The following is a 25,585-nucleotide window of genomic DNA, read 5'->3' as shown; positions in this document are numbered from 1 at the left end:
GTGCAGGTGAACTTCTTTATGGCATGTAAGAGAGTCGAGCAAAAAATATATGGTTTTTACACTGGGTCAGCGCTGGATTAGTGATACGGAAAGTGAACTGGGACTGGGCACGGTTGTCGCGATTGATACGCGTATGATCACCATGCTTTTTCCGGCAACCGGCGAAAACCGCCTGTATGCTCGAAATGATGCTCCGGTTACTCGTGTGATTTTCAATCCGGGTGACACCATCACCAGCCATGAAGGCTGGCAGATGTGCGTCGATGAAGTCCGCAACGAAAACGAGTTAATGACTTACATCGGCACGCGTCTCGATACCGAAGAAAACGATGTGGTGATGCGTGAAGTGATGCTGGACAGCAAATTGGTGTTCAGCAAGCCACAGGATCGCTTGTTCGCCGGCCAGCTCGACCGCATGGATCGCTTTGCGCTGCGTTTTCGTGCGCGTAAATATCATAGTGAGCAATATCGTTTGCCGATCAGCGGCCTGCGCGGTATGCGCACCAATCTGATCCCGCATCAGCTGCACATCGCGCACGATGTTGGCCGTCGCCATGCGCCGCGCGTGCTGCTGGCGGACGAAGTGGGCCTGGGTAAAACCATTGAAGCCGGGATGATCATCCAGCAACAGCTGCTGGCCGGTCGCGCCGAACGCGTGCTGATTGTGGTGCCGGAAACGCTACAACATCAGTGGCTGGTGGAAATGCTGCGTCGCTTCAACCTGCGCTTTGCGCTGTTTGATGACGATCGCTACACCGAGGCGCAGCACGACAGTGATAACGCGTTTGAAACCGAGCAGCTGATAATCTGCTCGCTCGATTTTGTGCGCCGAAACAAGCAGCGTCTTGAGCTGTTGGCGGATGCCGATTGGGATCTGTTGGTAGTCGATGAAGCGCACCATCTGGCATGGAGCGAAGACGCACCGAGCCGCGAATATCAGGTTATCGAGCAGCTGGCAGAAAAAACCGCGGGCGTATTGCTGCTGACGGCAACACCAGAGCAGCTGGGATTAGAGAGCCACTTTGCGCGTCTGCGCCTGCTCGATCCCAATCGTTTCCACGATTTCGGCCAGTTTGTTGAAGAACAGCAACATTATCGTCCGGTGGCCGATGCGGTGAGTTCGCTGCTAGCCGATCACGCCATCAGCAAAGATGAAATGAACCTGATTAACGATCTGATCGGCGAACAAGATATTGAGCCGCTACTGCAAGTGGCTAACAGCGATCGCGACGGCAAAGAAGACGCGCGTAAAGAGCTGGTCTCAATGCTGATGGATCGCCACGGCACCAGCCGCGTGCTGTTCCGTAACACGCGTAACGGCGTAAAAGGCTTCCCTAAACGCGAGTTGCATCAGATTCGTTTGCCACTGCCCGCGCAGTATCAAACCGCCATTAAAGTCTCCGGCATCATGGGCACGCGCAAAAGCGCAGAAGAGCGCGCGCGTGACATGCTGTATCCGGAGCAGATTTATCAAGAGTTTGAAGGCGATAGCGGCACATGGTGGAACTTCGATCCGCGCGTTGAATGGCTGATGGGTTACCTCACCAGTAACCGCAAAGAGAAAGTGTTAGTGATCTGCGCCAAAGCGGCCACCGCGCTGCAGTTGGAGCAAGTCCTGCGTGAACGCGAAGGCATTCGCGCCGCCGTGTTCCACGAAGGTTTATCGATTATCGAACGCGACCGCGCTGCGGCTTTCTTCGCCTCCGAAGAGGATGGCGCACAGGTGTTGCTGTGCTCGGAAATCGGTTCTGAAGGCCGTAACTTCCAGTTCGCCAGCCGTTTGGTGATGTTCGATCTGCCGTTCAACCCGGATCTGCTGGAGCAACGTATCGGTCGTCTCGATCGTATCGGCCAGATGCATGACATCCAGATTCTGGTGCCGTGGCTGGAAAAAACCGCGCAGGCGGTGCTACTGCGCTGGTATCACGAAGGGCTGGATGCGTTTGAGCATACTTGCCCAACCGGCCGCGCCATTTATGACAAAGAGTACAATCAGCTGATTGAATACCTCGCTGCGCCGGAAAATCCGCAGGGGCTGGATGAATTCATCACGGAAAGCCGCAAGCAGCATGATGCGCTGAAGTCACAGCTGGAACAGGGCCGCGATCGCTTGCTGGAACTTAATTCCAATGGCGGTGAAGCGGCACAGGCGCTGGCGAATGCCATCGGTGAGCAGGATAACGATACCGATCTGGTTAACTTTGCGCTGAATCTGTTCGATATCGTCGGTATTAATCAGGAAGACCGCAGCGATAGCCTGATTGTGCTGACACCATCCGATCACATGCTGGTGCCGGATTTCCCGGGCCTGCCGGAAGAGGGTTGCACCGTGACCTTTAACCGCAACCAGGCGCTGTCGCGCGAAGATACCCAGTTTATTACCTGGGAACATCCGCTGATCCTCAACGGACTCGACCTGATTCTTACGGGTGATACCGGCAGCTGTGCGCTGTCGCTGCTGAAGAACAAAGCGCTGCCGGTGGGTACGCTGCTGGTCGAGATGATCTATGTGGTTGAAGCGCAAGCGCCGAAAAGCCTGCAGCTCACTCGCTTCCTGCCGCCAACGCCAGTGCGTTTGCTGATGGATCGTGCCGGCAATAATCTGGCGGGCAAGGTCGAGTTTGAAAGCTTCAACCGTCAGTTGAATGCGGTGAATCGCCATACCGGCAGCAAGCTGGTGAATGCCGTGCAGCAAGATGTGCATGAGATTCTGACCCAGGCGGAGAAAGTCATCGTACCGGAAGCGCATGCGATTATTGCGGCGGCGAAAGTGGAAGCCGAAGAGAAACTCGGTGCTGAACTGTCACGTCTCGAAGCGCTGCGCGCCGTTAACCCTAACATCCGTGATGATGAGGTTGAAGCGCTGGAAAGCAATCGCACACAAGTATTGGAAAGCCTGGGCGATGCGGGCTGGCGTCTGGATGCACTGCGCCTGATCGTGGTCACACACCAATAATGTTCAGGACCACGATGTCATGCTAATGGAAGCCTACAATCCGCCGCTCGAACCTTGGCTGCATATTCTGTACCAGGACGAGCACATTATGGTGGTGAATAAACCGAGCGGGTTGCTGTCGGTGCCGGGCCGTCTGGAGGAGCATAAGGATAGCGTGATGACGCGCATCCAGCGTGATTTCCCGCAGGCGGAATCGGTGCACCGTCTCGATATGGCAACCAGCGGCGTGATCATCGTGGCCTTGAATAAAGCGGCTGAGCGTGAGCTGAAGCGCCAGTTCCGTGAGCGTGAGCCATCCAAGTACTATGTGGCGCGCGTTTGGGGACATCCAGCGGCAGAGGAAGGTTTGATCGATTTGCCGCTGATTTGCGACTGGCCGAATCGGCCTAAGCAGATGGTGTGTTTCGAGAACGGCAAGGCGGCGCAAACCGAGTATCAGGTGCTGGAGTATGAAACGACGAACAGCGCGCGCGTAAAACTTAAGCCGATTACCGGCCGTTCACACCAGTTGCGCGTGCATCTGCTGGCGTTGGGGCATCCGATTCTTGGCGACCGCTTTTATGCGCATGAAGAGGCGCTAGCGATGGCACCGCGTTTGCAGCTGCATGCCGAGTCGCTGACGATTACGCATCCGGCGTTTGGCAATAGCATGACGTTTAGGCAGCCAGCGGATTTATAGCCATAAAAAAGGTCGTCATCAAAAACGTAATGCCGCTCACTTAAGTTAGTAATTGCCTGGTTATGCAGGTGCGCATGAATGCGCACCCTACGAAAACCCAGCGCTGTAAACGTAGGGTCGCCATTCATGGTGACCGATTCACGCTTAACTGACGAGCATTACGTCATCAAAGACGACCTTATATGACGCTTATTTGAATCCTTTCTCCTTACGAATCAAATCGTAAGCGGCCTGAATCTCCTGCGCCTTCTGCTTCGCCATCTCCATCATCTCCGGCGGTAATCCTTTCGCCACCAGCTTGTCTGGATGATGCTCGCTCATCAGTTTGCGATAAGCGCGCTTGATGGTGGTGCCATCATCGCTGCTTTTTACGCCCAGCACGCTGCAGGCATCTTCCAGCGTTGGACCGCGTTGCGTCTGCTGATACGCACCACCGTGTGAAGAGCCGCCGCCAAACTGCTGACCGCCCTCCATCATGCGCAAGAACTGATCGAACTGCGCCCGCGAAATGCCCAGCTCTTCGGCAATTACATACAGTACCTGGCGTTCGTTAGGATGCAGCGAACCATCGGCGAAGGCGGCCTGAATTTGGATTTCCAGAAACATCCGAATCAGATCGAAACGACCAAAGCAGGCACTGCGCAATTCGCGTAGTTTACTGCGCAGCGGATAGTCGCTTTGCTTCCCTTCGCGAAACGCACGCTGCGCAGCGGTACGCGCATTGCCGTGCAGCTGCATGCGATCCATAAATAAGGAGGCAATCTGGATATCCGCTTCGGTGACGCGCCCTTTTGACTTGGTCAAATGGCCCATCACCTGGAATGTCGTACTGAAAAACAGCGTTTGACGCGCTTGGTTGTTGGCGAAATAGCCCTGTCCTTTTACGCTGCGCACTTTGTCAAACATGTGACCAATGATCAGACCCAGTACAATGCCCCAAAAGCCTGCCCCGGAAACTATCCCGAGCGCCAGACCAATTACTTTTCCCCAGTAGCGCATAAACTCCTCAATTCGCCATGCTTGCGGCTGAAAATTGCATTATCATACCTGTCATTTATCTCAGCGCCTAACGGCAACGCGGGCAGACAAGGATTAACACTGGCGCAACGCCGGGCAGTAAGTTAGTCTCTGACCGGATTGTCGGCATGATGCCAGTTTTCATGGAATTATCGAAACCGCGTATGAAAAAACGTATACCTACCTTGCTGGCTACCATGATTGGTGCAGCGCTTTATAGCCAGTCATCACTCGCCGACGATCTGATGTCGCAGTGCATGCTGGGCGTGCCGAGTTACAACCGCCCGCTGGTTAATGGCGATACCAACTCGCTGCCGGTCACCATCCATTCTGATTCAGCCAAAGGCAATTATCCGGATGACGCGGTGTTCACCGGGAACGTCGATGTGCAGCAGGGCAATAGCCGCCTGCGTTCCGACGAAGTGCAGCTGCATCAACGTCAGCAGGATGGGCAAACCACGCCGGTTCGTACCGTGGATGCGCTGGGTAATGTGCACTATGACGATAATCAGGTCATCCTCAAAGGTCCGAAAGCCTGGTCGAATCTGAACACCAAAGACACCAACGTGTGGAACGGTGATTATCAGATGGTTGGCCGTCAGGGCCGCGGCGATGCCGATCAGATGAAACTGCGCGGTAATAATCGCTACACCATTCTGGAAAACGGCAGCTTTACTTCCTGCTTGCCGGGTTCCAACAGCTGGAGCGTGGTCGGTTCCGAAGTGATTCAGGATCGCGAAGAAGAAGTTGCGGAAATCTGGAACGCCCGCTTTAAGCTCGGCAATGTGCCGGTATTTTATAGCCCCTATCTTCAGTTGCCGATTGGCGATCGTCGCCGCTCCGGTTTCCTGATCCCGAACGCGAAATATGGCAGCAGTAACGGCTTCGAGTTTATGCTGCCGTATTACTGGAACATTGCGCCGCAAGCTGATGCCACTATCACACCTCACTACATGGAAAAACGCGGCCTGCAGTTGCAGAACGAATTCCGTTATTTGACGGTGTTTGGCGCGGGCTTAATGGAGCTGGATTATCTGGCGTCTGACGACCAGTACAACAAGGACAAAGCCTCTCGTCCATCCGTTCGGGATGATAAAGATGATGACCGCTGGCTGTTCTACTGGCGTCATGCGGGCGTTTACGATCAGCATTGGCGCTTTAACGCCGACTACACCAAAGTCAGCGATCCGTATTATTTCAACGATCTTGAGTCGAAGTACTACAGTTCCACTGATGGTTACGCTACACAGAAGTTCAGCTTCGGCTATGCGGATACAAACTGGGACGCTACGCTTTCGAGCAAAGACTTCCAGGTCTTCGGTAACACCAGTAATAGTAACGTATACCGAGCTCAGCCTCAGCTCGATCTGAACTTTTATCAGAACGACATCGGACCATTTGATGGGCGCGTATATGCACAGGCCGTTAAATTCACTAACGTTAACAGCCGCATGCCCGAAGCGACACGTCTGCACGTTGAGCCAACGCTGAATCTGCCGCTCTCAAATGGCTGGGCAAGCCTCGATACCGAAGCAAAATTCCTGGCGACCCATTACCAGCAAGAACATATCAATGCCTATAACAACGGAGAGATTCCAAACGTAGCAGGTGCAAGCGGGCAACTGGATAGTTCAGTAAACCGTACCCTGCCGCAATTCAAAGTTGATGGCCGCTTAGTCTTTGATCGTGCAATGGATTGGCAGCCGGGCTACACGCAAACGCTGGAACCACGCGTTCAGTATCTTTACGTCCCGTATCGTAATCAGAGCAATATCTATCCGTACGACTCCACGCTGCTGCAAAGTGATTACACCGGCCTGTTCCGCGATCGTACTTACAGCGGCCTGGATCGCATCGCTTCGTCTAACGAAGTAGCAAGCGGTGTGACCACACGTATTTATGATAACGATCTGGTTGAACGTTTTAACGTTTCTGTGGGTCAAATCTACTCGTTTACCCCGTCTCGTACCGGCGTAAACCAGACGAACGAAGAAGATGACACCGGCAGCCTGGTGTGGGCCGGCGACACTTACTGGAAAATCAGCGATCGCTGGGGCGCGCGTGGCGGACTGCAATATGACACGCGCCTCGACAACGTCGCCCAGGGTAATGCGGTAGTTGAGTATCGCCAGGACGCCGATCGTATGGTGCAGCTGAGCTATCGCTATAGCAGCCCCGAATACGTCGCGCAGGCGCTGAATAACTCTAACCTGGTGACTGACCCGATCTACAAAAACGGGATTTCACAGGTCGGCGCCACGGCCAGCTGGCCAATTGCTGATGCCTGGTCACTGGTGGGCGGTTATTACTACGATACCCGCAACAGCCGTCCGGCTGAGCAGCTGGTTGGCCTGCAGTACAGCTCGTGCTGCTATGCCATTCGTCTGGGTTACGAACGCAAGATCAACGGTTGGGAAAACAACGACAGTAAGTATGACAACCAAATCTCATTCAACATTGAGCTGCGTGGTCTGAGTTCCAATTATGGCTTAGGCACCAATGAAATGCTGCGTCAGGGCATTATCCCTTACCAGCGCGCTTTCTGATGTTGTGATGTTTGACAGGCTCTCCCGCAGTGCGGAAACAACAATGGATAAAGTATGAAGAACTGGAGAATGCTGATTCTTGGTGTAGCGATTACCGCTAACACTGCGTTCGCAGCCCCACAAGTGGTTGATAAAGTTGCCGCCGTCGTGAATAACGGCGTGGTACTGGAAAGTGACGTTGATAACATGATGCGCACCGTGAAATCACAGGCGCAGCAGGCAAACCAGCAACTCCCTGATGACAAAACCTTGCGTCATCAGATTCTTGAACGCCAGGTGATGGATGCCATCATTCTGCAGATGGGCGAAAAAGCGGGCGTTCAAATCAACGATCAGCAACTGGATCAAGCTATCCAGAACATTGCCGCACAGAACCGCATGAGCCTTGACCAGCTGCGTAGCCGTCTGGCCTACGACGGTATGAACTACAACGATTACCGTGCGCAGATCCGCAAAGAGATGCTCATTTCAGAAGTGCGTAACAATGAAGTGCGTCGTCGCGTCACTATCCTGCCGCAGGAAGTGGATACGCTGGCCACGCAGGTTGGTGCACAGAATAAGCAAGGTACTGAACTGAATATCAGCCAGATTCTGCTGCCGTTGTCAGAAAATCCGACGCAACAGCAGGTTGACGATCAGGAAACACTGGCGCGCCAATTGGTTACTCAGCTGAAAGGCGGAGCCGACTTCGGCAAGCTGGCGGTGACTTACTCTGCCGATCCGCAGGCACTGAAAGGCGGCAATATGGGTTGGGGCAAAATTGAAGAGTTGCCTACGCTGTTCTCTCAAGCGTTAAGCACCGCGAAAAAAGGCGATATTGTCGGGCCAATCCGTTCTGGTGTGGGCTTCCACATCCTGAAAGTGAATGACCTGCGCGGCGAAAGCAAAAATATTTCGGTGACGGAAGTACATGCGCGCCACATTCTGCTGAAGCCGTCCCCAATCCTCACTGATGCTCAGGCGCAAGCCAGGATCGAACAAATCGCTGCCGACATTAAAAGCGGGAAAACCACCTTTGCTGCCGCAGCTAAACAATTCTCAGACGATCCAGGTTCAGCCAATCAGGGCGGCGATCTCGGCTGGGCAGCCCCAGAGATTTACGATCCGGCGTTCCGCGATGCCTTGCTGAAATTGCAGAAAGGTCAGGTTAGCCAGCCCGTTCACTCCTCATTTGGTTGGCACTTGATCCAATTGCTGGATACGCGTCAGGTTGATAAGACCGATGCCGCGCAGAAAGAGCGCGCCTACCGTATGCTGTTCAACCGTAAATTCGCGGAAGAAGCGCAAACCTGGATGCAGGAACAGCGCGCCAGTGCTTACGTGAAAATTCTGGATAACAATGGTCAGTAATTATCGTGTGGTGATCACGCCCGGCGAACCTGCCGGGATTGGTCCCGACCTCACCGTTCAACTGGCACAGCAAAACTGGCCGGTTGAACTGGTGGTCTGCGGCGACGGCGAGCTTTTGCGCCGTCGCGCTGCGTTACTGGGTTTGCCGCTGTCGCTGCGCGATTATCAGCCTGGCATCGCGGCACAACCGCAGCAGGCCGGCACGCTCACGTTACTGCAAGTCGATACCGCACAGCCGGTGACCGCCGGTGAACTCAACGTGATGAACAGTCATTATGTGCTGGAAACCTTGGCGCGCGCCTGTGATGGTTGCCTGAACGGTGAATTCGCCGCGCTGATTACCGGTCCGGTGCACAAAGGCGTGATCAACGATGCGGGCATTCCGTTTACCGGTCATACCGAGTTTTTTGCCGATCGCGCCGGTGGCGATTTAGTGGTGATGATGCTGGCAACGGAAGAATTGCGAGTGGCATTAGCCACCACGCATCTGCCGCTAAAGGATGTGTCTGCCGCAATTACTCGCGACACGTTGCATGAAGTGATCACCATTTTGCATCGCGACCTGCAGCAAAAGTTTGGCTTATCGAATCCTCATATCTTCGTCTGCGGCCTCAATCCGCATGCGGGCGAAAGCGGCCATATGGGCCGCGAAGAGATCGATATTATCATTCCGGCCCTCAACGAGCTGCGTCAGCAAGGCATGCAACTCACCGGCCCCCTGCCGGCCGATACGCTGTTCCAGCCGAAATACCTGCAACATGCCGATGCGGTTCTGGCGATGTATCACGACCAGGGCTTACCGGTGCTAAAATTTCAGGGGTTTGGCCGCGCGGTAAACATTACGCTTGGCCTGCCCTTTATCCGGACTTCCGTCGACCACGGCACCGCGCTTGAATTAGCCGGTCTGGGCCAGGCAGAACCGGGCAGCTTTATCACGGCGCTTAATCTCGCCATCACTATGATCAAGAGCAGTAATGAATAATCGCGTCCATCAGGGGCATTACGCCCGTAAACGTTTCGGGCAAAACTTCCTGAACGATCAGTACATTATCGACAGCATTGTCTCCGCAATTCACCCACAAAAAGGTGAAGCTATTGTGGAAATCGGCCCTGGCTTGGGTGCGTTAACCGAACCGGTAGGCGAACGCCTGGATGAGCTGACCGTTGTCGAGCTGGACCGCGACCTCGCCGCGCGTCTGCAAACGCACCCGTTCCTTGGTCCAAAGCTGACCATTTTCCAGCAGGATGCGATGACCTTCGATTTCGCTGCGCTGGCGCAGGAAAAAGGTCAGCCGCTACGCGTGTTCGGTAACCTGCCGTACAATATCTCGACGCCGCTGATGTTCCACCTTTTCAGCTATACTGGCTCGATTAAAGACATGCACTTCATGCTGCAGAAAGAAGTGGTGAATCGCTTAGTCGCGGGTCCGGGTAGCAAAGCTTATGGTCGTCTGAGCGTGATGGCGCAGTATTATTGCCAGGTCATTCCTGTGCTCGAAGTGCCACCAGAATCGTTCACACCGGCACCGAAAGTGGATTCGGCCGTGGTGCGTTTAGTGCCGTATATGCAGCCGCAGTATCCGGTCAGCGATATTCGTCTGCTGAGCCGTATTACCACTGAAGCCTTTGGTAAACGTCGTAAAACGCTGCGCAACAGCCTCGCTCATATGTTTGCAGCTGGTGCGCTGGATCAATTGGAAATCGATGCCTCGCTGCGTGCAGAAAATGTTTCTGTGGCGCAGTATTGCCAACTGGCCAACTGGTTGAGCAAGCATCAGGCTGAAACTCCGGAGAGTTGAGTGCATGAGTGAACTGGCCCGCGTCTGTATCCATGTGCATAGTCAGTATGTGGAATCGCAATCCTTGCCCGACGAGGATCGCTACGTGTTTGCCTACACCATCACCATTCGTAATTTGGGGCGCCGCAACGTACAGCTGCGCAGCCGCTATTGGCTGATCACTAATGGCAACGGTCGCGAAACGGAAGTGCAAGGTGAAGGTGTGGTAGGCGAACAGCCGCACATTGCTGCCGGCGGCGAGTATCAGTACACCAGCGGCGCCATTCTGGAGACGCCAATGGGCACCATGCAAGGTCACTACGTGATGATCGATGATGCGGGCGAAGAGTTCCACGTCGAGATTCCGGTGTTCCGACTCGCGGTGCAAACCCACATTCACTAATCCTCCTCCGCCCGGCCTGTCCGGGCGGCGCGTTTTAATCGGACTGACAATGAGTACATACCTGATTGGCGATATTCATGGCTGTTATGACGAGCTTCGTGCGCTGTTGGCGCAGGTTGATTTCGATCCGCAGCAAGACACCTTGTGGCTCACCGGCGATTTGGTGGCGCGCGGCCCCGGCTCGCTCGACGTACTGCGCTACGTGAAATCGCTCGGTGATTGCGTGCGCCTGGTGCTCGGCAATCACGATTTGCATTTGCTGGCGGTGTTTGCCGGTATCAGCCGCAATAAACCAAAAGATCGCCTGACGCCCCTGCTGGAAGCCGATGATGCCGATGAACTGATTAACTGGTTACGTCGTCAGCCGCTGTTGCAGGTGGATGAAGAGAAAAAGTTATTAATGGCGCACGCTGGCATCACGCCGCAGTGGGATCTGGAGACGGCGCAACTGTGTGCGCGTGAAGTTGAAGCGGTGTTATCCAGCGACAGCTATCCGCTGTTTCTTGACGCCATGTACGGTGACATGCCGAACAATTGGACACCGGAGCTGAGTGGCCTTGCACGATTACGCTTTAGCACCAATGCGCTGACGCGCATGCGCTTCTGCTTCCCGAACGGCCAGCTGGATATGATCTGCAAAGAGTCGCCTGAATCTGCCCCGCCACCGCTTAAGCCATGGTTTAGCGTGCCGAGCAAGATCGGCAGCGATTACACGCAGATCTTTGGGCATTGGGCTTCACTGGAAGGGAAAGGCACGCCAGAACATGTGATTGGTCTGGATACCGGCTGCTGCTGGGGCGGGACCCTGACTCTGCTGCATTGGGAAACCAAACAGTATTATGTGCAGGCCTCCAATCGCGATCAGGCGATGGCCGACAGCGCGGTCAGCGCGCATCCACCGTTGAGTGATACGCCATAAAATAAAAACCCCGCAATATCAGCGGGGCTTTTTTGCACAATAAATCGCGCTGCTACAGTTGCGTGCGATGTTATTTACGGCGGTCAAGAACCTCGAAGCAGTAGCTGTGGGAGTTCTGCTCATCGGCGTCGTGGAACTCGCTAAAGGTAGACTGCCACTCATCCGGTTCGTAATCCGGGAACTGCGTATCCCCTTCTACTTCCGCATCGATATGGGTCAGATAGAGACGATCTGCGCGCGCCAGCATCTGCTCATAAACGCGCCCACCACCAATTACCATCATCTCTTCGACATCACCCGCCGCTTTCACCGCTTCTTCCAGCGATGTTACCCAGGTGACGCCTTCGTGGTTGCCCGGTTGGCTGCTGACCACGATGTTCAAGCGTCCAGGAAGCGGACGGCCAATCGATTCAAAGGTCAGACGACCCATAATCACAGGTTTATTCAAAGTATTACGTTTGAACCACGCCAAATCTGCTGGCAGGTTCCAAGGCATGGCGTTTTCCATACCAATAATGCGATCCGCTGCCAGTGCCGCGATCAGACTAATCATGTTAAAAGACCTACTGGAAAAATTGGCGCCATCATACGTAAAGGCGAAACTTTCGTCGATAGGCCGACCCCGCTATTTGCGTAAAGCTCCGATGCCACCGCACTTTTGTTATTGGACAGAGTTTTACACCGACTTTCCCGCTAATAGCGGGGAGAGGCGCCATAAATTGCCGGCGAAGCGGCACAACGCCACGCGAAACGTCGCATTCTCGGTATGGCTGTGTAAAGAAATGCGCACTCTATGCCACAAAAGAAAACGGCTCCTGCAGGAGCCGTTGAGACGATTTAGAAATCGTAGCGCAGACGTACCAGATTCACATTACCCAGTGACTTGTCGGTGCTGGAGGTAATGACATATTCGTAATCAACACGGAAGCCGTAATCCAGCTGCGCGCTCACGCCGACGCCGTTATCGATACGTTTGTAGTCACGTCCGTTAACGAATTCCAGACGGTCACCCATGAAGTAAGGCTGGATAGATTTCACCGCATACTGACCAATTGGGAATTTGTAGCCAGCAAAGTATTCAATGCCCCACGCGTCATCCGCGAAGTAGTTGTTCACGGTATTGCGTTTGGTTGGGGAGAAGTTCTCATACCAGCCTGCACCGGCTGATAGTGTCCAGTTATCTGGCGTCCAGCTCAATGCGGTACCGTAGATATTCTGGTCGTAGCGCTTGCTGTCACCATTACCTGGATTGCGGATGTCTGCGCGCGTGTAATTCCACGCGGTACCCCATGCGAGGTCTTTGGTGATGTGGTAGTTAACACCCAGCGAACCGCCGCCTTTACGTTTGTAGCGCAAACCGTTGCCTGGCAGATATTCGTTATCTTCAAACAGGTAAGACGCATACACATCCGCATCGCCGAAGGTGTTTTTATACTTCAGCATTTTACGCGAACGGTACGAGCCGTCGTAGTCGCCATTGATACCGTTACCCGGCGCCTGGGCCAGCATGTCGTAATCCCAGATATCAGTTTTCGCGCCAACAACATCGTAGTAAACACTGTTCTGCTGGCCAAAGTAGAGTTCACCTAACGTGGCGCTCTTGAAGCCGGTATAAAGTTGGCGACGCGATGTGTTATTCGCCCCATCCGCATGATGATGGTCCCAACCCCACCATGCCGGGAAGTTAACGCCCAGCTCGTAGTAACCCACCCAGCTTACATCATCAAACAGGTAGTAATTCGCGGTGAAGCGGAAGCGTGAACCGCCGTCATAGCCATTACGTTTATAGGATTGGTCGTTCACACCATTCTGATGCTGGAACTGTGGACGAATACTGCCGCCCACTTTGAAGTCGAGACGGCTGAGCGGATCGCCCGCTTGTGGATCCTGCTTGAGTAAAGTAATTTCCGCCTGGCTGGCGAGTGGCGCCGCTGCGAGTAACGCAGCAATAGCGCTGAGAGTGAAAGCACGCATTTGCATTTTTTATATCCCAGTTAAGGTGAGCGCTCTATTGGTGAGCGAGCAAAATAGTACGGTGCGCTGACTGGGTTCTTATTTATAATTTTGTGCGGATATTCCGATGTGTAAGCTTTTTCGCATCAACTGATAAAACATATGTCAAATCAACAGGATTTTTACAGATAACGATATTCAGGTAGCGGGAAAACAGCAAAAAAAACGGCCCCCGCAGGAGCCGTTGATGTGTAGCCAGCTGGGAATCAGCCTTTAATTTGCGCGTGCATTTCCTGCACCGAAATCACTTGCTCAGTCGGATCCGCATTCAACGCCATCGCCGTCGCGAAGCCGCCGTTCAGCGTAGTGTCGTAATGCACTTTGTACTGCAGCGCACTGCGGCGAATCAGTTTGGAGTCTTCAATCGCCTGACGTCCTGCGGTGGTATTAACGATGTAGGTATATTCGCCATTCTTCAGACGATCCTGAATGTGCGGACGACCTTCATGCACTTTGTTCACCAGACGTGGATTAATCCCCGCTTCACCCAGCACCACGGCGGTACCGTGTGTCGCATCCAGCTCGAAACCAAACTTCTGCAGTTTCGCCGCCAGGTCGACGATGCGTTTCTTATCGCCTTCACGCACGGACAGCAGCGCGCGACCGGTTTTCTTCATGTTGCTCTGTGCGCCCAGCATCGCCTTGGCGAAGGCTTCAGCGAAGGTGCGTCCAACGCCCATCACTTCACCGGTAGAGCGCATTTCCGGGCCGAGAATCGGGTCAACGCCTGGGAACTTGTTGAACGGCAGCACCACTTCTTTCACCGAGTAATACGGTGGAATCACTTCTTTGGTGACGCCCTGCTCAGCCAGCGTTTTACCTGCCATCACGCGCGCAGCAACTTTCGCCAGCGCGACGCCAGTGGCTTTCGACACGAACGGCACGGTACGCGCGGCACGCGGGTTAACCTCAATCAGGTAAACCTCATTGTCCTTCACCGCGAATTGCACGTTCATCAAGCCACGCACGTTCAGCTCAAAGGCCAGTTTTTCCACCTGCTGACGCATCACGTTTTGGATTTCAGTGCTCAGCGTGTAGGCCGGCAGTGAACATGCGGAGTCACCGGAGTGCACGCCCGCCTGCTCGATGTGCTCCATGATGCCACCAATCAGTACACGTTCGCCGTCGCAAATCGCATCAACATCGACTTCTACCGCATCATCGAGGAAGCGGTCCAGCAACACGGGCGCATCGTTAGAGACCGACACCGCCGTCTGGAAATAGCGCTTCAGGTCGATTTCGTCGTAAACGATTTCCATCGCACGGCCGCCCAGCACATAAGAAGGACGCACCACCAGCGGATAGCCGATACCGGCCGCTTTCTCAACTGCCTGCTCCAGCGTGGCAACCGTGGCGTTAGCCGGTTGCTTCAGGCTCAGACGATCAACCGCCTGCTGGAAACGCTCACGGTCTTCCGCGCGGTCAATGGAGTCCGGGCTGGTACCAATCACCGGAACGCCTGCCGCTTCCAGCGCGCGCGCCAGTTTCAGTGGCGTCTGGCCGCCGTACTGCACGATGACGCCTTTCGGCTGCTCGATACGCACGATTTCCAGCACGTCTTCCAGCGTGACAGGCTCGAAGTACAGACGATCCGAGGTGTCGTAATCGGTTGATACGGTTTCCGGATTACAGTTGACCATGATGGTCTCGTAACCGTCTTCACGCAGCGCCAGCGCTGCGTGCACGCAGCAGTAATCGAACTCAATGCCCTGGCCGATACGGTTTGGACCGCCACCCAGAATCATGATTTTTTCACGATCCTGATTTGGATTAGCTTCGCACTCTTCCTCGTAGGTTGAGTACATATATGCGGTGTCGGTTGCAAATTCGGCGGCACAGGTATCAACGCGCTTATAGACCGGATGCAGGTTAAATTGCTGGCGCAGCTTACGGATTTCGCCTTCTGATACGCCCGCCAATGTAGCCAGACGCAGGTCGGCAAAGCCTTTACGCTTCAGCGCCCGCAGGAATTCCGCATTCAGCGAATTCACACCTTCGCGCTCAACCTGCTCTTCCAGACGCACCAGCTCTTCAATCTGTACCAGGAACCAGCGGTCAATGTTGGTGAGATTGAACACGCCATCCACCGACATGCCGGCGCGGAACGCATCGGCGATGTACCAGATACGGTCGGAACCGGCATCTTTCAGTTCACGGCGAATGCGCGTCAATGCTTCGGGATCGTCAAGGCTGACTTTCGGGTCGAAACCGTTGGCACCCACTTCCAGACCGCGCAGCGCTTTCTGCATCGATTCCTGGAATGTCCGGCCAATCGCCATCACTTCACCGACGGATTTCATCTGCGTTGTCAGGCGGTCGTTGGCACCGGCAAACTTCTCGAAGTTGAAGCGAGGGATCTTGGTCACGACATAGTCGATTGATGGCTCGAACGATGCCGGCGTTAAGCCGCCGGTGATATCGTTCATCAGCTCATCGAGGGTGAAGCCCACCGCCAGTTTTGCCGCCACTTTGGCAATCGGGAAACCGGTGGCTTTCGAGGCCAGCGCTGACGAACGCGAAACGCGCGGGTTCATCTCGATGACAATCATGCGGCCATCTTTCGGGTTCACCGAGAACTGCACGTTAGAGCCGCCGGTTTCTACCCCGATTTCACGCAGTACCGCCAGCGAGGCGTTACGCATGATTTGGTACTCTTTATCCGTCAGGGTTTGTGCAGGGGCGACAGTGATAGAGTCACCGGTGTGGATGCCCATCGCATCGAAGTTTTCGATTGAGCAGACGATGATGCAGTTGTCGTTTTTATCACGCACCACTTCCATCTCGTACTCTTTCCAGCCAATCAGCGACTCGTCAATCAGCAGCTCATTGGTCGGCGACAGGTCCAGACCGCGTTCGCAAATCTCTTCGAACTCTTCGCGGTTATAGGCGATGCCGCCGCCGGTGCCGCCCATGGTAAAGGAAGGACGGATGATGCACGGGAAGCCAACGTCTTCGGCCACCGCCAGCGCTTCTTCCATGGTGTGCGCGATACCGGAACGGGCAGTACCCAGACCAATACTTTTCATCGCCACATCGAAACGGCGACGATCTTCAGCTTTATCAATCGCATCGGCAGTCGCACCAATCATGGTCACGCCGAACTCAGCCAGCACGCCCTGACGCTCCAGCTCCAGCGCACAGTTCAGCGCTGTCTGGCCGCCCATGGTGGGCAGTACCGCATCCGGGCGCTCTTTTTCGATAATCTTGCGGACCACTTCCCAGTGAATCGGCTCGATGTAAGTCGCATCGGCCATTTCCGGGTCGGTCATAATGGTGGCCGGGTTCGAGTTCACCAGAACGACGCGGTAGCCCTCTTCACGCAGCGCTTTACACGCCTGCGCACCGGAGTAGTCAAATTCACATGCCTGGCCGATAACGATCGGGCCAGCACCAAGAATCAGGATGGATTTTATGTCTGTACGTTTTGGCATCAATGGCTCCTGATTACTTCGCGTTAGAACGGTATGCTTCGATCAGTTCGATAAAGTGATCGAACAGTGGTGCCGCATCGTGCGGGCCTGGGCTCGCTTCCGGGTGTCCCTGGAAGCTGAAGGCCGGTTTGTCCGTGCGATGAATGCCCTGTACGGTTTGGTCGAACAGCGACACATGCGTCACGCGCAGATTGGCTGGCAACTGGCTATCATCAACCGCAAAACCGTGGTTTTGCGCGGTGATCATCACGGTATTGTTGTCGAGATCTTTTACCGGATGGTTGCCGCCGTGATGGCCAAGTTTCATCTTGATGGTTTTGGCACCGCTCGCCAGCGCTAACAGCTGATGGCCAAGGCAGATACCGAATACCGGGACATCGGTTTTCAGGAACGCCTGAATGGCGTTGATGGCGTAATCGCACGGCTCTGGGTCGCCAGGACCGTTCGACAGAAAAATACCGTCTGGATTGAGGGCCAGAACGTCTTCCGCCGGCGTTTGCGCCGGTACTACCGTCAGGCGGCAGCCGCGATCTACCAGCATGCGCAGGATGTTGCGCTTAGCGCCGTAATCGTAAGCCACTACATGGAACGGCAGCTCTTCCGCCGTTTTCTGCTCCGGCAGGTCACCTTCCAGTGTCCAGCTACCTTGCTGCCACGCGTAGGTTTCAGCGGTGGTCACTTCTTTCGCCAGATCCATGCCTTTCAAGCCAGGGAACGCCTGCGCTTTCTGCAGCGCCAGTGCGGCATCCGGATTATCACCCGCAATAATGCAGCCACTCTGTGCGCCCTTCTCGCGCAGCAAACGGGTCAGTTTGCGCGTGTCGATATCGGCGATGCCAACGATGTTATTGCGCTGCAGATAAGCTGACAGACTTTCTTCACTGCGGAAGTTGCTGGTAATCAGCGGCAGATCGCGAATAACGAGGCCTTGAGCATGGATTTGGCTGGATTCTTCATCGGCGGCGTTAACGCCAACATTGCCGATATGGGGATAAGTGAGGGTAACGATTTGGCGGGAATAGGAAGGATCAGTGAGGATTTCTTGATAACCGGTCATTGAAGTGTTGAAAACAACTTCTCCCACTGCCGACCCCGTAGCCCCGATGGCCCGACCGTGGAATTGGGTTCCGTCTTCCAGAACCAAGAGCGCTGACTTAATCAAAACATCCTCCAGGGAATAAACAGTCACAATATTTGCATATTAATTCAAAAGCAGTGCCAGAATCAATGCAAAACCCGCCTGAGTACTCGAATTTTGGCAAATTGCGCGCATTCTAATGATCGCCCCGCACCTTGTCTACACCATGTGGTTATTTTTTTGTATATTTCGGGCAACTGAATGTTAAAAACGGTGAAAGGCGATAAAAGAGTGAGATAACTCGGAAAAATAATCGATTGCCTTACGGCGATAATGGCAAAGTGGTGCTAGCACGCATAAATTTTTGACCAAATGGTCAAAATTAGCCACATAAAGCATCACAACCACAAGATAATAACTACAAATAGAAGCTTAAACAACGAAAACAAACAAGATGCTTATTTTTAGATAAAATTAAGGGCAATGATTCCATTGCCCTCGTCAATCAAGGTCTTACCGATTGAAATAACCACATCACGATGGTTCACAACACTCACAACACCGATAAATCCAGCACATCACGCATATCATAAAGGCCAGATTTCTTGTTCTTTAACCAACTTGCCGCTTTAACTGCACCATTTGCAAAGGTCATGCGGCTGGAAGCCTTGTGGGTAATCTCGACACGCTCACCAATATCTGCAAACATGGCAGTATGTTCACCCACGATATCGCCAGCACGCACGGTAGCAAATCCGATGGTTTGCGCTTTACGCTCACCGGTATGACCTTCGCGGGCATACACCGCGTGCTCATCCAGATTCCAGTTCATGGCATCGGCAATTGCTTCCCCCATCGCCAACGCGGTTCCTGAGGGTGCATCCACCTTATGGCGATGGTGCGCTTCGACAATTTCAATATCCGCGTAGTCGCCCATCACCTTTGCCGCCTGCTGTAGCAGGTTCAGCACCAGATTGACGCCCACGCTGAAGTTAGCGGCAAATACGATACCAATCTCTTTCGCTGCCGCGCGAATTGCTGCTTTGCCCGCTTCATCAAACCCGGTGGTACCGATCACCATCGCTTTATTGTGCTGGCGGCAAAACGCCAGATAGTCCAGCGTGCCTTCCGGACGAGTAAAATCGATCAGGACATCAAAGTCGTTAACTACCGTGTGCAGATCGTCAGTGACAATTACGCCCGTTTTACCGATGCCCGCCAATTCGCCAGCATCAACGCCCAGCAACGACGAACCGCTACGCGCCAGTGCCGCGCCGAGCGCAACCCCTTCCGCCTGTTGTACAGCCTGAATCAAATTGCGTCCCATGCGACCCGGCGCACCAACGATAGCAATGCGGATTTCACTCATAATTATTCATTCCTGATACAAATCTATGCATGTAAAGCGTAAACAGGTTAACGGTCAGATAACAGTCACGCCACAATAATAAAGGGATAATAAGAATTTTATGCCAGCCGCGAAACATTATCAGTAAAAGCAATCCCGCATGCTGGAAGTAGGATTTTCTGCAGCGACAGGCAAAGAAAAGGCCGAACAATGTCGGCCTGATTTTACTGCGCGGCGAACCGCTTATTGCACGTTACGCACGTCGACACGCAGTTCTTTCGGTACTTCAAACACGATGTTCTCTTCGCGGCCAATCAGCTCAATCGCCGCTTCACCACCAAGCTCACGCAGACGCTGAATCACCTGCTGCACCAGAATATCAGGAGCCGAAGCGCCTGCGGTGACACCGATGACCTGCTTATCTTTGACCCACTCTTCCTGGATGTCATCGGCAGAATCAATCAGCTTCGCCAGCTTACCGGCACGCTGCGCCAGTTCGGCCAAACGGTTCGAGTTAGAGGAGTTTTTCGATCCTACGACCAGCACCACTTCAGCATCACGCGCCAAAACGCGTACCGCTTCCTGACGGTTGGTGGTGGCGTAGCAGATATCATCTTTACGTGGACCGATAATTGCCGGGAAGCGCTGACGCAACGCATCAATCACGTCCGAGGTATCATCGACGGAAAGCGTGGTCTGTGTCATAAAGCACAGGTTGCTCTCATCTTTCACGTTCAGCTTGAACACATCTTCCGGTGACTCGACCAGATACATGCCGCCGTTAGGATTGCTGTACTGGCCCATGGTGCCTTCCACCTCGGGATGCCCTGCGTGACCAATAAGAATCGCTTCAACGCCTTTACGGCTGGCGCGCGCCACTTCCATATGCACTTTGGTTACCAGCGGACAGGTGGCATCAAACAGCATAGTGAGGTTACGTGCTTTCGCTTCAGCGCGCACCGCTTGCGATACGCCATGAGCGGAAAAGATCAGAATGGCGTTATCCGGCACTTCTGCGATCTCTTCAATAAAGATCGCGCCGCGCTCGCGCAGGCTGCTTACCACGTAGCGGTTATGCACCACTTCATGACGCACGTAGATAGGCGCGCCGTACATCTCCAGCGCGCGTTCCACGATGCTGATGGCGCGATCAACGCCTGCGCAAAAACCGCGTGGATTAGCTAACAGGATTTGCATCGTTGGCCTCCAGCACCGGATCAATCTCCAGCACTTCAATGTCAAACTGAATGCGCTGACCCGCCAGCGGATGGTTGAAATCCACGGTAATCGAGTCGCCGGAAACCTCACGAATCACGCCAGGCATTTCGCTGCCACCCCGTCCGCTGAACAGCATAATGGCACCGACTTCCGGCTCGCCCGCATCGTTAAAGTCACGGCGCGAGAAGTACTGAACCAGATCCGGGCTGGTGCCGCCAAACGCATCTTCCGGCTCCAGCGTAAACGCGTGCTTATCGCCCACTTTACGCCCGATCAGTTGCTGTTCCAGCGCGCCCGACAGGCTGCCATCACCCAGACGGAACAGCGCAGGTTTGCCGTTGGCGCGCGTGGATTCGGCCGTCGAGCCATCCTCCAGCTTCAGCGTAAAATGCACCAGCAACGCGCTATCGCGCTGAACTAAGTCTGTCATCAGTTACCCTTTCTGTTTAGCCGGTTTGCCGTTCGGGCTGAGAAAACCTTCCAGTACCACCAGCGCCGCACCGATGCAGATGGCGCAGTCGGCAATGTTAAAGGTCGCGAAGTGCCAGTCGCCGACATAGAAGTCGATAAAATCGACCACAAAGCCGTGATACGAACGGTCAAACAGGTTACCCAACGCCCCGCCGATAATCAGCGCGTAGGCAATATTGGTTAATTTGTTGCTGGCAGCGTTGCGATACATCATCACCAACAGCGCCACAACGATGGCAATGGCAATGCCGGCAAAGAACCATCGCTGCCAGCCGCCTTTGTCCGCCAGGAAGCTGAACGCTGCGCCGTAGTTGTGCGCGTAAAACAGATTCAGGAACGGCATCAGCGGCTGCGTTTCATGTAGCATCATGTTATCCATGACCCACATCTTGCTGCCAAAATCGATGGCGATCACTACCAGCACCAGCCAAAGCCAACGCAAACCGGTTGAAGAGAGCGCTTTACTCATTAGGCAAATTTCCGCTGTTCGCCATTGCCGGCGACGTTGGTGTAGCAACGACCACACACCGCAGCGTGCTCCGGGTTCTGACCAACGTCAGTAGTGTAATGCCAGCAGCGCGGACATTTCTCACCTTCTGCTTTGTGCAGCGCGATTTTCAGACCTTTAAACAACTCGCTCTGCTGCGCTTCATCATTGGCAGTGGCGTAATCCGCCACGGTTGCACCTGAAGTTAACAGGACGAAACGCAACTCATCGCCCAGCGCCTGCAGCTTGGCTGCCAGCTCGGCATCCGCATACAGCGTAACCGTAGCTTCCAGCGCGCCACCAATGCGTTTGTCACTACGCGCTTGCTCAATCACCTTGTTCACTTCGCCGCGGACTTTCAGCAGATCATCCCAGTAGGCGTCGTTTAGCGCTTCGTTATCCGCCAGACCAAACAAATCTTGATACCACTCTTCGGTGAACACGTATTTCGCGCGCTCGCCCGGCAGATAGCCCCAGATCTCGTCTGCGGTGAAGGACATGATTGGCGCCATCCAGCGCACCAGCGCTTCAACGATATGCCACAGCGCAGTTTGGCAGCTGCGACGCGCCAGACTGTCGCCTTTCGCGGTGTACTGACGATCTTTGATCACATCGAGATAGAACGAGCCCATTTCGATGGAGCAGAAGTGCATCAGACGCTGCACCACTTCGTGGAAATCGTAGTTTTCGTAGGAGTGCACGATATCCTGCTGCGCTGCCAGCGCACGGCCAACCGCCCAGCGATCCACTACCACCATCTCTTCCGGCTTCACGCTATCGGTCGCCGGGTTGAAGCCCGCGAGGTTAGCCAGCAGGAAACGCGCGGTGTTACGGATGCGACGATAGCTGTCCGCGGCACGCTTAAGGATTTCATCGGAGACCGCCATCTCACCGGAGTAATCGGTAGAAGCGACCCATAGACGCAGAATGTCCGCGCCCAGCTTATCCATGACATCTTGCGGTGCCACGGTGTTGCCGATCGATTTCGACATCTTGCGGCCCTGACCATCAACGGTGAAACCGTGCGTCAGTACCTGACGATAAGGCGCTTTGCCTTTCATCGCGGTAGAGATCATCAGAGAAGACATAAACCAGCCGCGATGCTGATCCGAACCTTCCAGATACATATCCGGCGTATGACCACCGAATTCCGGACGCGCATCCACTACCGCGTAGCTGGTTGATCCAGAGTCGAACCAGACGTCTAAGGTGTCTGGCACTTTGACGTACTGGTCAGCATCGTCGCCCATCAGATCGCGCGGATCGAGATCCCACCACGCCTGAATGCCGTCCTGCTCAACCAGTTTGGCCACTTTCTCCATCAGCTCCAGCGTATCCGGGTGCAGTTGCTCGCTCTCTTTATGCACGAAAAGCGACATCGGCACGCCCCACGTACGCTGACGTGAGATACACCAATCCGGACGGTTGGCCACCATCGCTTCGATACGCGCCTGGCCCCAATCCGGGATCCACTGCACGCCTTTGATCTCTTTCAGCGACTGCGCACGCAGACCTTTCTGATCCATGCTGATGAACCATTGCGGCGTGGCACGGAAGATGATCGGCGTTTTGTGACGCCAGCAGTGTGGGTAGCTATGCAGCAGCTTCTCAACGTGCAGCAACGCGCCCTTCTCTTTCAGCAACTCAACGATCATGTCGTTGGCTTTAAAAACGTTCACACCATCCAGCGTTGGATATGTGCCTGGCAGATACGCGCCATCTGGGCCCACCGGATTGGCGGTTTCCAGGCCGTATTTCTGCCCGATTACATAGTCATCCGGGCCGTGACCTGGCGCGGTATGTACGGCACCGGTACCGGCTTCCAGAGTAACGTGCTCACCCAGAACCACTTTGGAGTGAACCTGCTCAAGGAACGGATGCTGGAACAGCTGCAGCTCTAGCGCCGCACCGTTGCATTCGCCCAGCACGTTCCACTCGCTGATGCCGGCGCGCTTCATCACGCTCTCGACCATCTCTTTAGCGAGGATCAGGCTGCGGCCTTCAATCTGTAGCAACTGGTATTCAAATTCCGGATGCAGTGAGATACCGCGGTTTGCCGGCATGGTCCACGGTGTGGTGGTCCAGATAACCAGTGAAACCGGGCCTTCTGACGCGGTGACGCCGAACTTCGCGCGCACAGCATCAGCATCCAGCGCATTAAACATGACGTCGATGGAGGGCGAGGTTTTGTCGTAATACTCAACTTCTGCTTCAGCCAATGCCGAGCGACAATCCATGCACCAGTGCACCGGCTTAGCGCCTTTATGCAAATGACCATTGCCGATGATTTTACCCAGCGCGCGGATGATGTTGGCTTCGGTCTGGAAATTCATCGTCAGATAAGGACGATCCCAGTCACCCAGCACGCCGAGACGGATAAAGTCATTTTTCTGACCTTCAACCTGCTCTGCCGCATATTGACGGCAAGCCGCACGGAATTCAGCCGCGCTCACTTTCTCGCCCGGCTTACCAATCATCTGCTCAACTTTGTGCTCAATCGGCAAGCCGTGGCAGTCCCAACCTGGAACGTATGGCGAGTCATAGCCCGCCATGCCTTTCGACTTAACGATAATGTCTTTCAGAATCTTGTTAACGGAGTGACCAATATGAATGCTGCCGTTCGCATACGGAGGGCCATCATGCAAAATAAAGGTTTTTTTCCCTTTTTTGGCTTCGCGGATGATGCCGTACAGGTTGTCATCATACCAACGTTGCAGCATTCCCGGTTCACGCTTGGCCAGATCGCCACGCATCGGGAACCCCGTTTCCGGCAAATTCAGGGTAGATTTATAGTCACTCATCAGATTCTCGATTCCGTATTTCGGTCATTAAACCGGTGTTTTTAGCCCAAAGAATTGGCGGGCCGTCACCACATCTTTCGCAATTTGTTCTTTCAGCGCGTCCAGCGAAGCGAAACGCTGTTCATCGCGAATCTTCTGTTTCAGCACCACTTCAATGTGACGCCCATAGAGATTCATATGTGTGTCGAGCAGATGAACTTCAAGCTGCTGACGTAAACCTTTTACCGTTGGGCGCGTACCAATATTGGCCACGCCGGGCAGCGGCTGATCGCCGAGGCCTGACACTTCCACCGCAAACACGCCTTTAACCGGCGTAACGGTGCGACGTAAAGGGATATTAGCCGTTGGAAAACCGATGGTTCGCCCGAGTGCATCGCCATGCACTACGCGACCTGAGATGCTGAACGGATGGCCCAGCAGTGCTTCAGCTTGCGCAAAATCATCCTGCGCCAGCGCCTGACGTACGGCCGTGCTGCTGATGCGCTTGCCGCTATCACAATATGTCTGGGTGCTGATGACCTCAAAGCCATACTCCGCACCGGCTTTCTGTAATAACAGGAAATCCCCCTGGCGACCAGCGCCGAAGCGGAAATCATCGCCGACGGCAAGGAACTTGACGTTCAGCTTGTCCACCAGCAATTCAGAAATAAAACTCTGCGCCGAATGCGCAGCGAGGCGTCGTTCAAATCGTACGCACAAAACGGTATCGACGCCGACTTGTTCGAGATACTTCAGCTTTTCACGTAAACGCGTAAGGCGCGCCGGTGCTTTATCACCGGCAAATAACTCAAGTGGTTGTGGCTCAAATACCATTACCACCACCGGCAGATTGCGAGAACGTCCTTCGGCAATGAGTTGCGACATCAAAGCCTGGTGGCCGCGATGTACGCCGTCGAAATTGCCAATGGTTAGGACGCAGCCGCGATGCTGCTCTTTCAGATTATAAATACCGCGGATAAACTTCATGGCTGACTCAAACCGGTGGAAATCGGCGGATTATACCCTTGAATGGCGTTTAGGTTAACCCGTATACGTGCCTTTCCTGCTTCTGGAGCGGGTTATTCCACGCGTGGCCAGTTGCTTAGCAAGG

The 25,585-nt window shown here is 54.3% G+C and carries 19 protein-coding genes; 8 read left to right on the top strand and 11 right to left on the bottom strand.

The window, feature by feature from the left end; genetic code table 11:
• Nucleotides 1-49: 49 nt before the first annotated feature.
• Both rapA and rluA read left to right on the top strand, forming a co-directional pair.
• The gene (gene rapA / locus AC6I8K_RS03280) at nt 50-2,956 is read left to right on the top strand and encodes an RNA polymerase-associated protein RapA (RefSeq protein ID WP_497826227.1); all 2,907 of its coding nucleotides are present in this window, start codon (nt 50-52) and stop codon (nt 2,954-2,956) included.
• Nucleotides 2,957-2,975: 19 nt separating this feature from the next.
• Nucleotides 2,976-3,635, top strand: coding sequence for a bifunctional tRNA pseudouridine(32) synthase/23S rRNA pseudouridine(746) synthase RluA (gene rluA, locus AC6I8K_RS03275; protein ID WP_497826226.1), 660 nt, complete (start codon nt 2,976-2,978; stop codon nt 3,633-3,635).
• Between the two features lie 189 nt (nt 3,636-3,824).
• Here the strand turns inward: rluA and djlA are convergent, their stop codons facing one another.
• Nucleotides 3,825-4,634 (bottom strand): co-chaperone DjlA, encoded by an 810-nt coding sequence (gene djlA, locus AC6I8K_RS03270; protein WP_483816792.1) that lies wholly within the window; start codon nt 4,632-4,634, stop codon nt 3,825-3,827.
• A 182-nt stretch (nt 4,635-4,816) separates the two neighbouring features.
• Here djlA and lptD point away from each other — a divergent pair, with 182 nt between their 5' ends.
• From lptD to apaH, 6 genes are read left to right on the top strand one after another with little or no spacing between them, the layout of a single operon-like run.
• Nucleotides 4,817-7,198: an LPS assembly protein LptD gene (lptD, locus tag AC6I8K_RS03265; protein WP_497826225.1), complete on the top strand. Its 2,382-nt coding sequence runs from the start codon at nt 4,817-4,819 to the stop codon at nt 7,196-7,198.
• Nucleotides 7,199-7,252: 54 nt separating this feature from the next.
• Nucleotides 7,253-8,548, top strand: a complete 1,296-nt coding sequence (surA, locus tag AC6I8K_RS03260; protein ID WP_064737604.1) for a peptidylprolyl isomerase SurA — start codon at nt 7,253-7,255, stop codon at nt 8,546-8,548.
• On the top strand, nt 8,538-9,530 hold the full coding sequence (pdxA, locus tag AC6I8K_RS03255) for a 4-hydroxythreonine-4-phosphate dehydrogenase PdxA (protein WP_064737605.1): 993 nt from the start codon (nt 8,538-8,540) through the stop codon (nt 9,528-9,530). Before surA ends, pdxA begins: the two co-directional genes overlap by 11 nt.
• Nucleotides 9,523-10,347 carry a 16S rRNA (adenine(1518)-N(6)/adenine(1519)-N(6))-dimethyltransferase RsmA gene (rsmA, locus tag AC6I8K_RS03250; RefSeq protein ID WP_064737606.1) on the top strand — a complete coding sequence of 275 codons (825 nt, stop codon included), beginning with the start codon at nt 9,523-9,525 and terminating at the stop codon, nt 10,345-10,347. The genes pdxA and rsmA overlap by 8 nt, the downstream gene beginning before the upstream one ends.
• Before the next feature lie 4 nt (nt 10,348-10,351).
• Nucleotides 10,352-10,729: a Co2+/Mg2+ efflux facilitator ApaG/CorD gene (apaG, locus tag AC6I8K_RS03245; RefSeq protein ID WP_064737607.1), complete on the top strand. Its 378-nt coding sequence runs from the start codon at nt 10,352-10,354 to the stop codon at nt 10,727-10,729.
• Between the two features lie 49 nt (nt 10,730-10,778).
• Nucleotides 10,779-11,648, top strand: coding sequence for a bis(5'-nucleosyl)-tetraphosphatase (symmetrical) ApaH (gene apaH, locus AC6I8K_RS03240; protein WP_497826224.1), 870 nt, complete (start codon nt 10,779-10,781; stop codon nt 11,646-11,648).
• A gap of 70 nt (nt 11,649-11,718) precedes the next feature.
• Here apaH and folA read toward each other — a convergent pair whose 3' ends face one another.
• The 10 genes from folA to ribF all read right to left on the bottom strand — a co-directional run bounded on the left by folA (nt 11,719) and on the right by ribF (nt 25,461).
• Entirely contained in the window at nt 11,719-12,201 is a 483-nt protein-coding gene (gene folA / locus AC6I8K_RS03235) for a type 3 dihydrofolate reductase (RefSeq protein ID WP_064737609.1), read from the bottom strand.
• A gap of 284 nt (nt 12,202-12,485) precedes the next feature.
• The gene (locus AC6I8K_RS03230; protein WP_064737610.1) at nt 12,486-13,628 is read right to left on the bottom strand and encodes a porin; all 1,143 of its coding nucleotides are present in this window, start codon (nt 13,626-13,628) and stop codon (nt 12,486-12,488) included.
• 239 nt (nt 13,629-13,867) lie between these two features.
• The gene (gene carB, locus AC6I8K_RS03225) at nt 13,868-17,092 is read right to left on the bottom strand and encodes a carbamoyl-phosphate synthase large subunit (protein ID WP_483816787.1); all 3,225 of its coding nucleotides are present in this window, start codon (nt 17,090-17,092) and stop codon (nt 13,868-13,870) included.
• 13 nt (nt 17,093-17,105) lie between these two features.
• Nucleotides 17,106-18,254 carry a glutamine-hydrolyzing carbamoyl-phosphate synthase small subunit gene (carA, locus tag AC6I8K_RS03220; RefSeq protein WP_483816786.1) on the bottom strand — a complete coding sequence of 383 codons (1,149 nt, stop codon included), beginning with the start codon at nt 18,252-18,254 and terminating at the stop codon, nt 17,106-17,108.
• A gap of 469 nt (nt 18,255-18,723) precedes the next feature.
• Nucleotides 18,724-19,539 carry a 4-hydroxy-tetrahydrodipicolinate reductase gene (gene dapB, locus AC6I8K_RS03215; RefSeq protein WP_497826223.1) on the bottom strand — a complete coding sequence of 272 codons (816 nt, stop codon included), beginning with the start codon at nt 19,537-19,539 and terminating at the stop codon, nt 18,724-18,726.
• 222 nt (nt 19,540-19,761) lie between these two features.
• Nucleotides 19,762-20,715, bottom strand: coding sequence for a 4-hydroxy-3-methylbut-2-enyl diphosphate reductase (gene ispH / locus AC6I8K_RS03210; RefSeq protein ID WP_064737614.1), 954 nt, complete (start codon nt 20,713-20,715; stop codon nt 19,762-19,764).
• A complete protein-coding gene (gene fkpB / locus AC6I8K_RS03205; RefSeq protein ID WP_064737615.1) occupies nt 20,696-21,166 on the bottom strand; it encodes an FKBP-type peptidyl-prolyl cis-trans isomerase in 471 nt (156 codons plus the stop codon). Before fkpB ends, ispH begins: the two co-directional genes overlap by 20 nt.
• 3 nt (nt 21,167-21,169) lie before the next feature.
• Complete coding sequence (lspA, locus tag AC6I8K_RS03200) at nt 21,170-21,676, bottom strand: signal peptidase II (RefSeq protein WP_064737616.1); 507 nt, start codon at nt 21,674-21,676, stop codon at nt 21,170-21,172.
• The gene (gene ileS, locus AC6I8K_RS03195) at nt 21,676-24,495 is read right to left on the bottom strand and encodes an isoleucine--tRNA ligase (protein ID WP_497826222.1); all 2,820 of its coding nucleotides are present in this window, start codon (nt 24,493-24,495) and stop codon (nt 21,676-21,678) included. The genes lspA and ileS overlap by 1 nt, the downstream gene beginning before the upstream one ends.
• A 27-nt stretch (nt 24,496-24,522) precedes the next feature.
• A complete protein-coding gene (ribF, locus tag AC6I8K_RS03190; protein ID WP_483816783.1) occupies nt 24,523-25,461 on the bottom strand; it encodes a bifunctional riboflavin kinase/FAD synthetase in 939 nt (312 codons plus the stop codon).
• Nucleotides 25,462-25,585 lie beyond the last annotated feature (124 nt).

This window comes from Pantoea sp. X-Soil-ISGK-421, from assembly GCF_059730785.1.
This window is presented reverse-complemented; position numbering and strand designations above follow the sequence as displayed.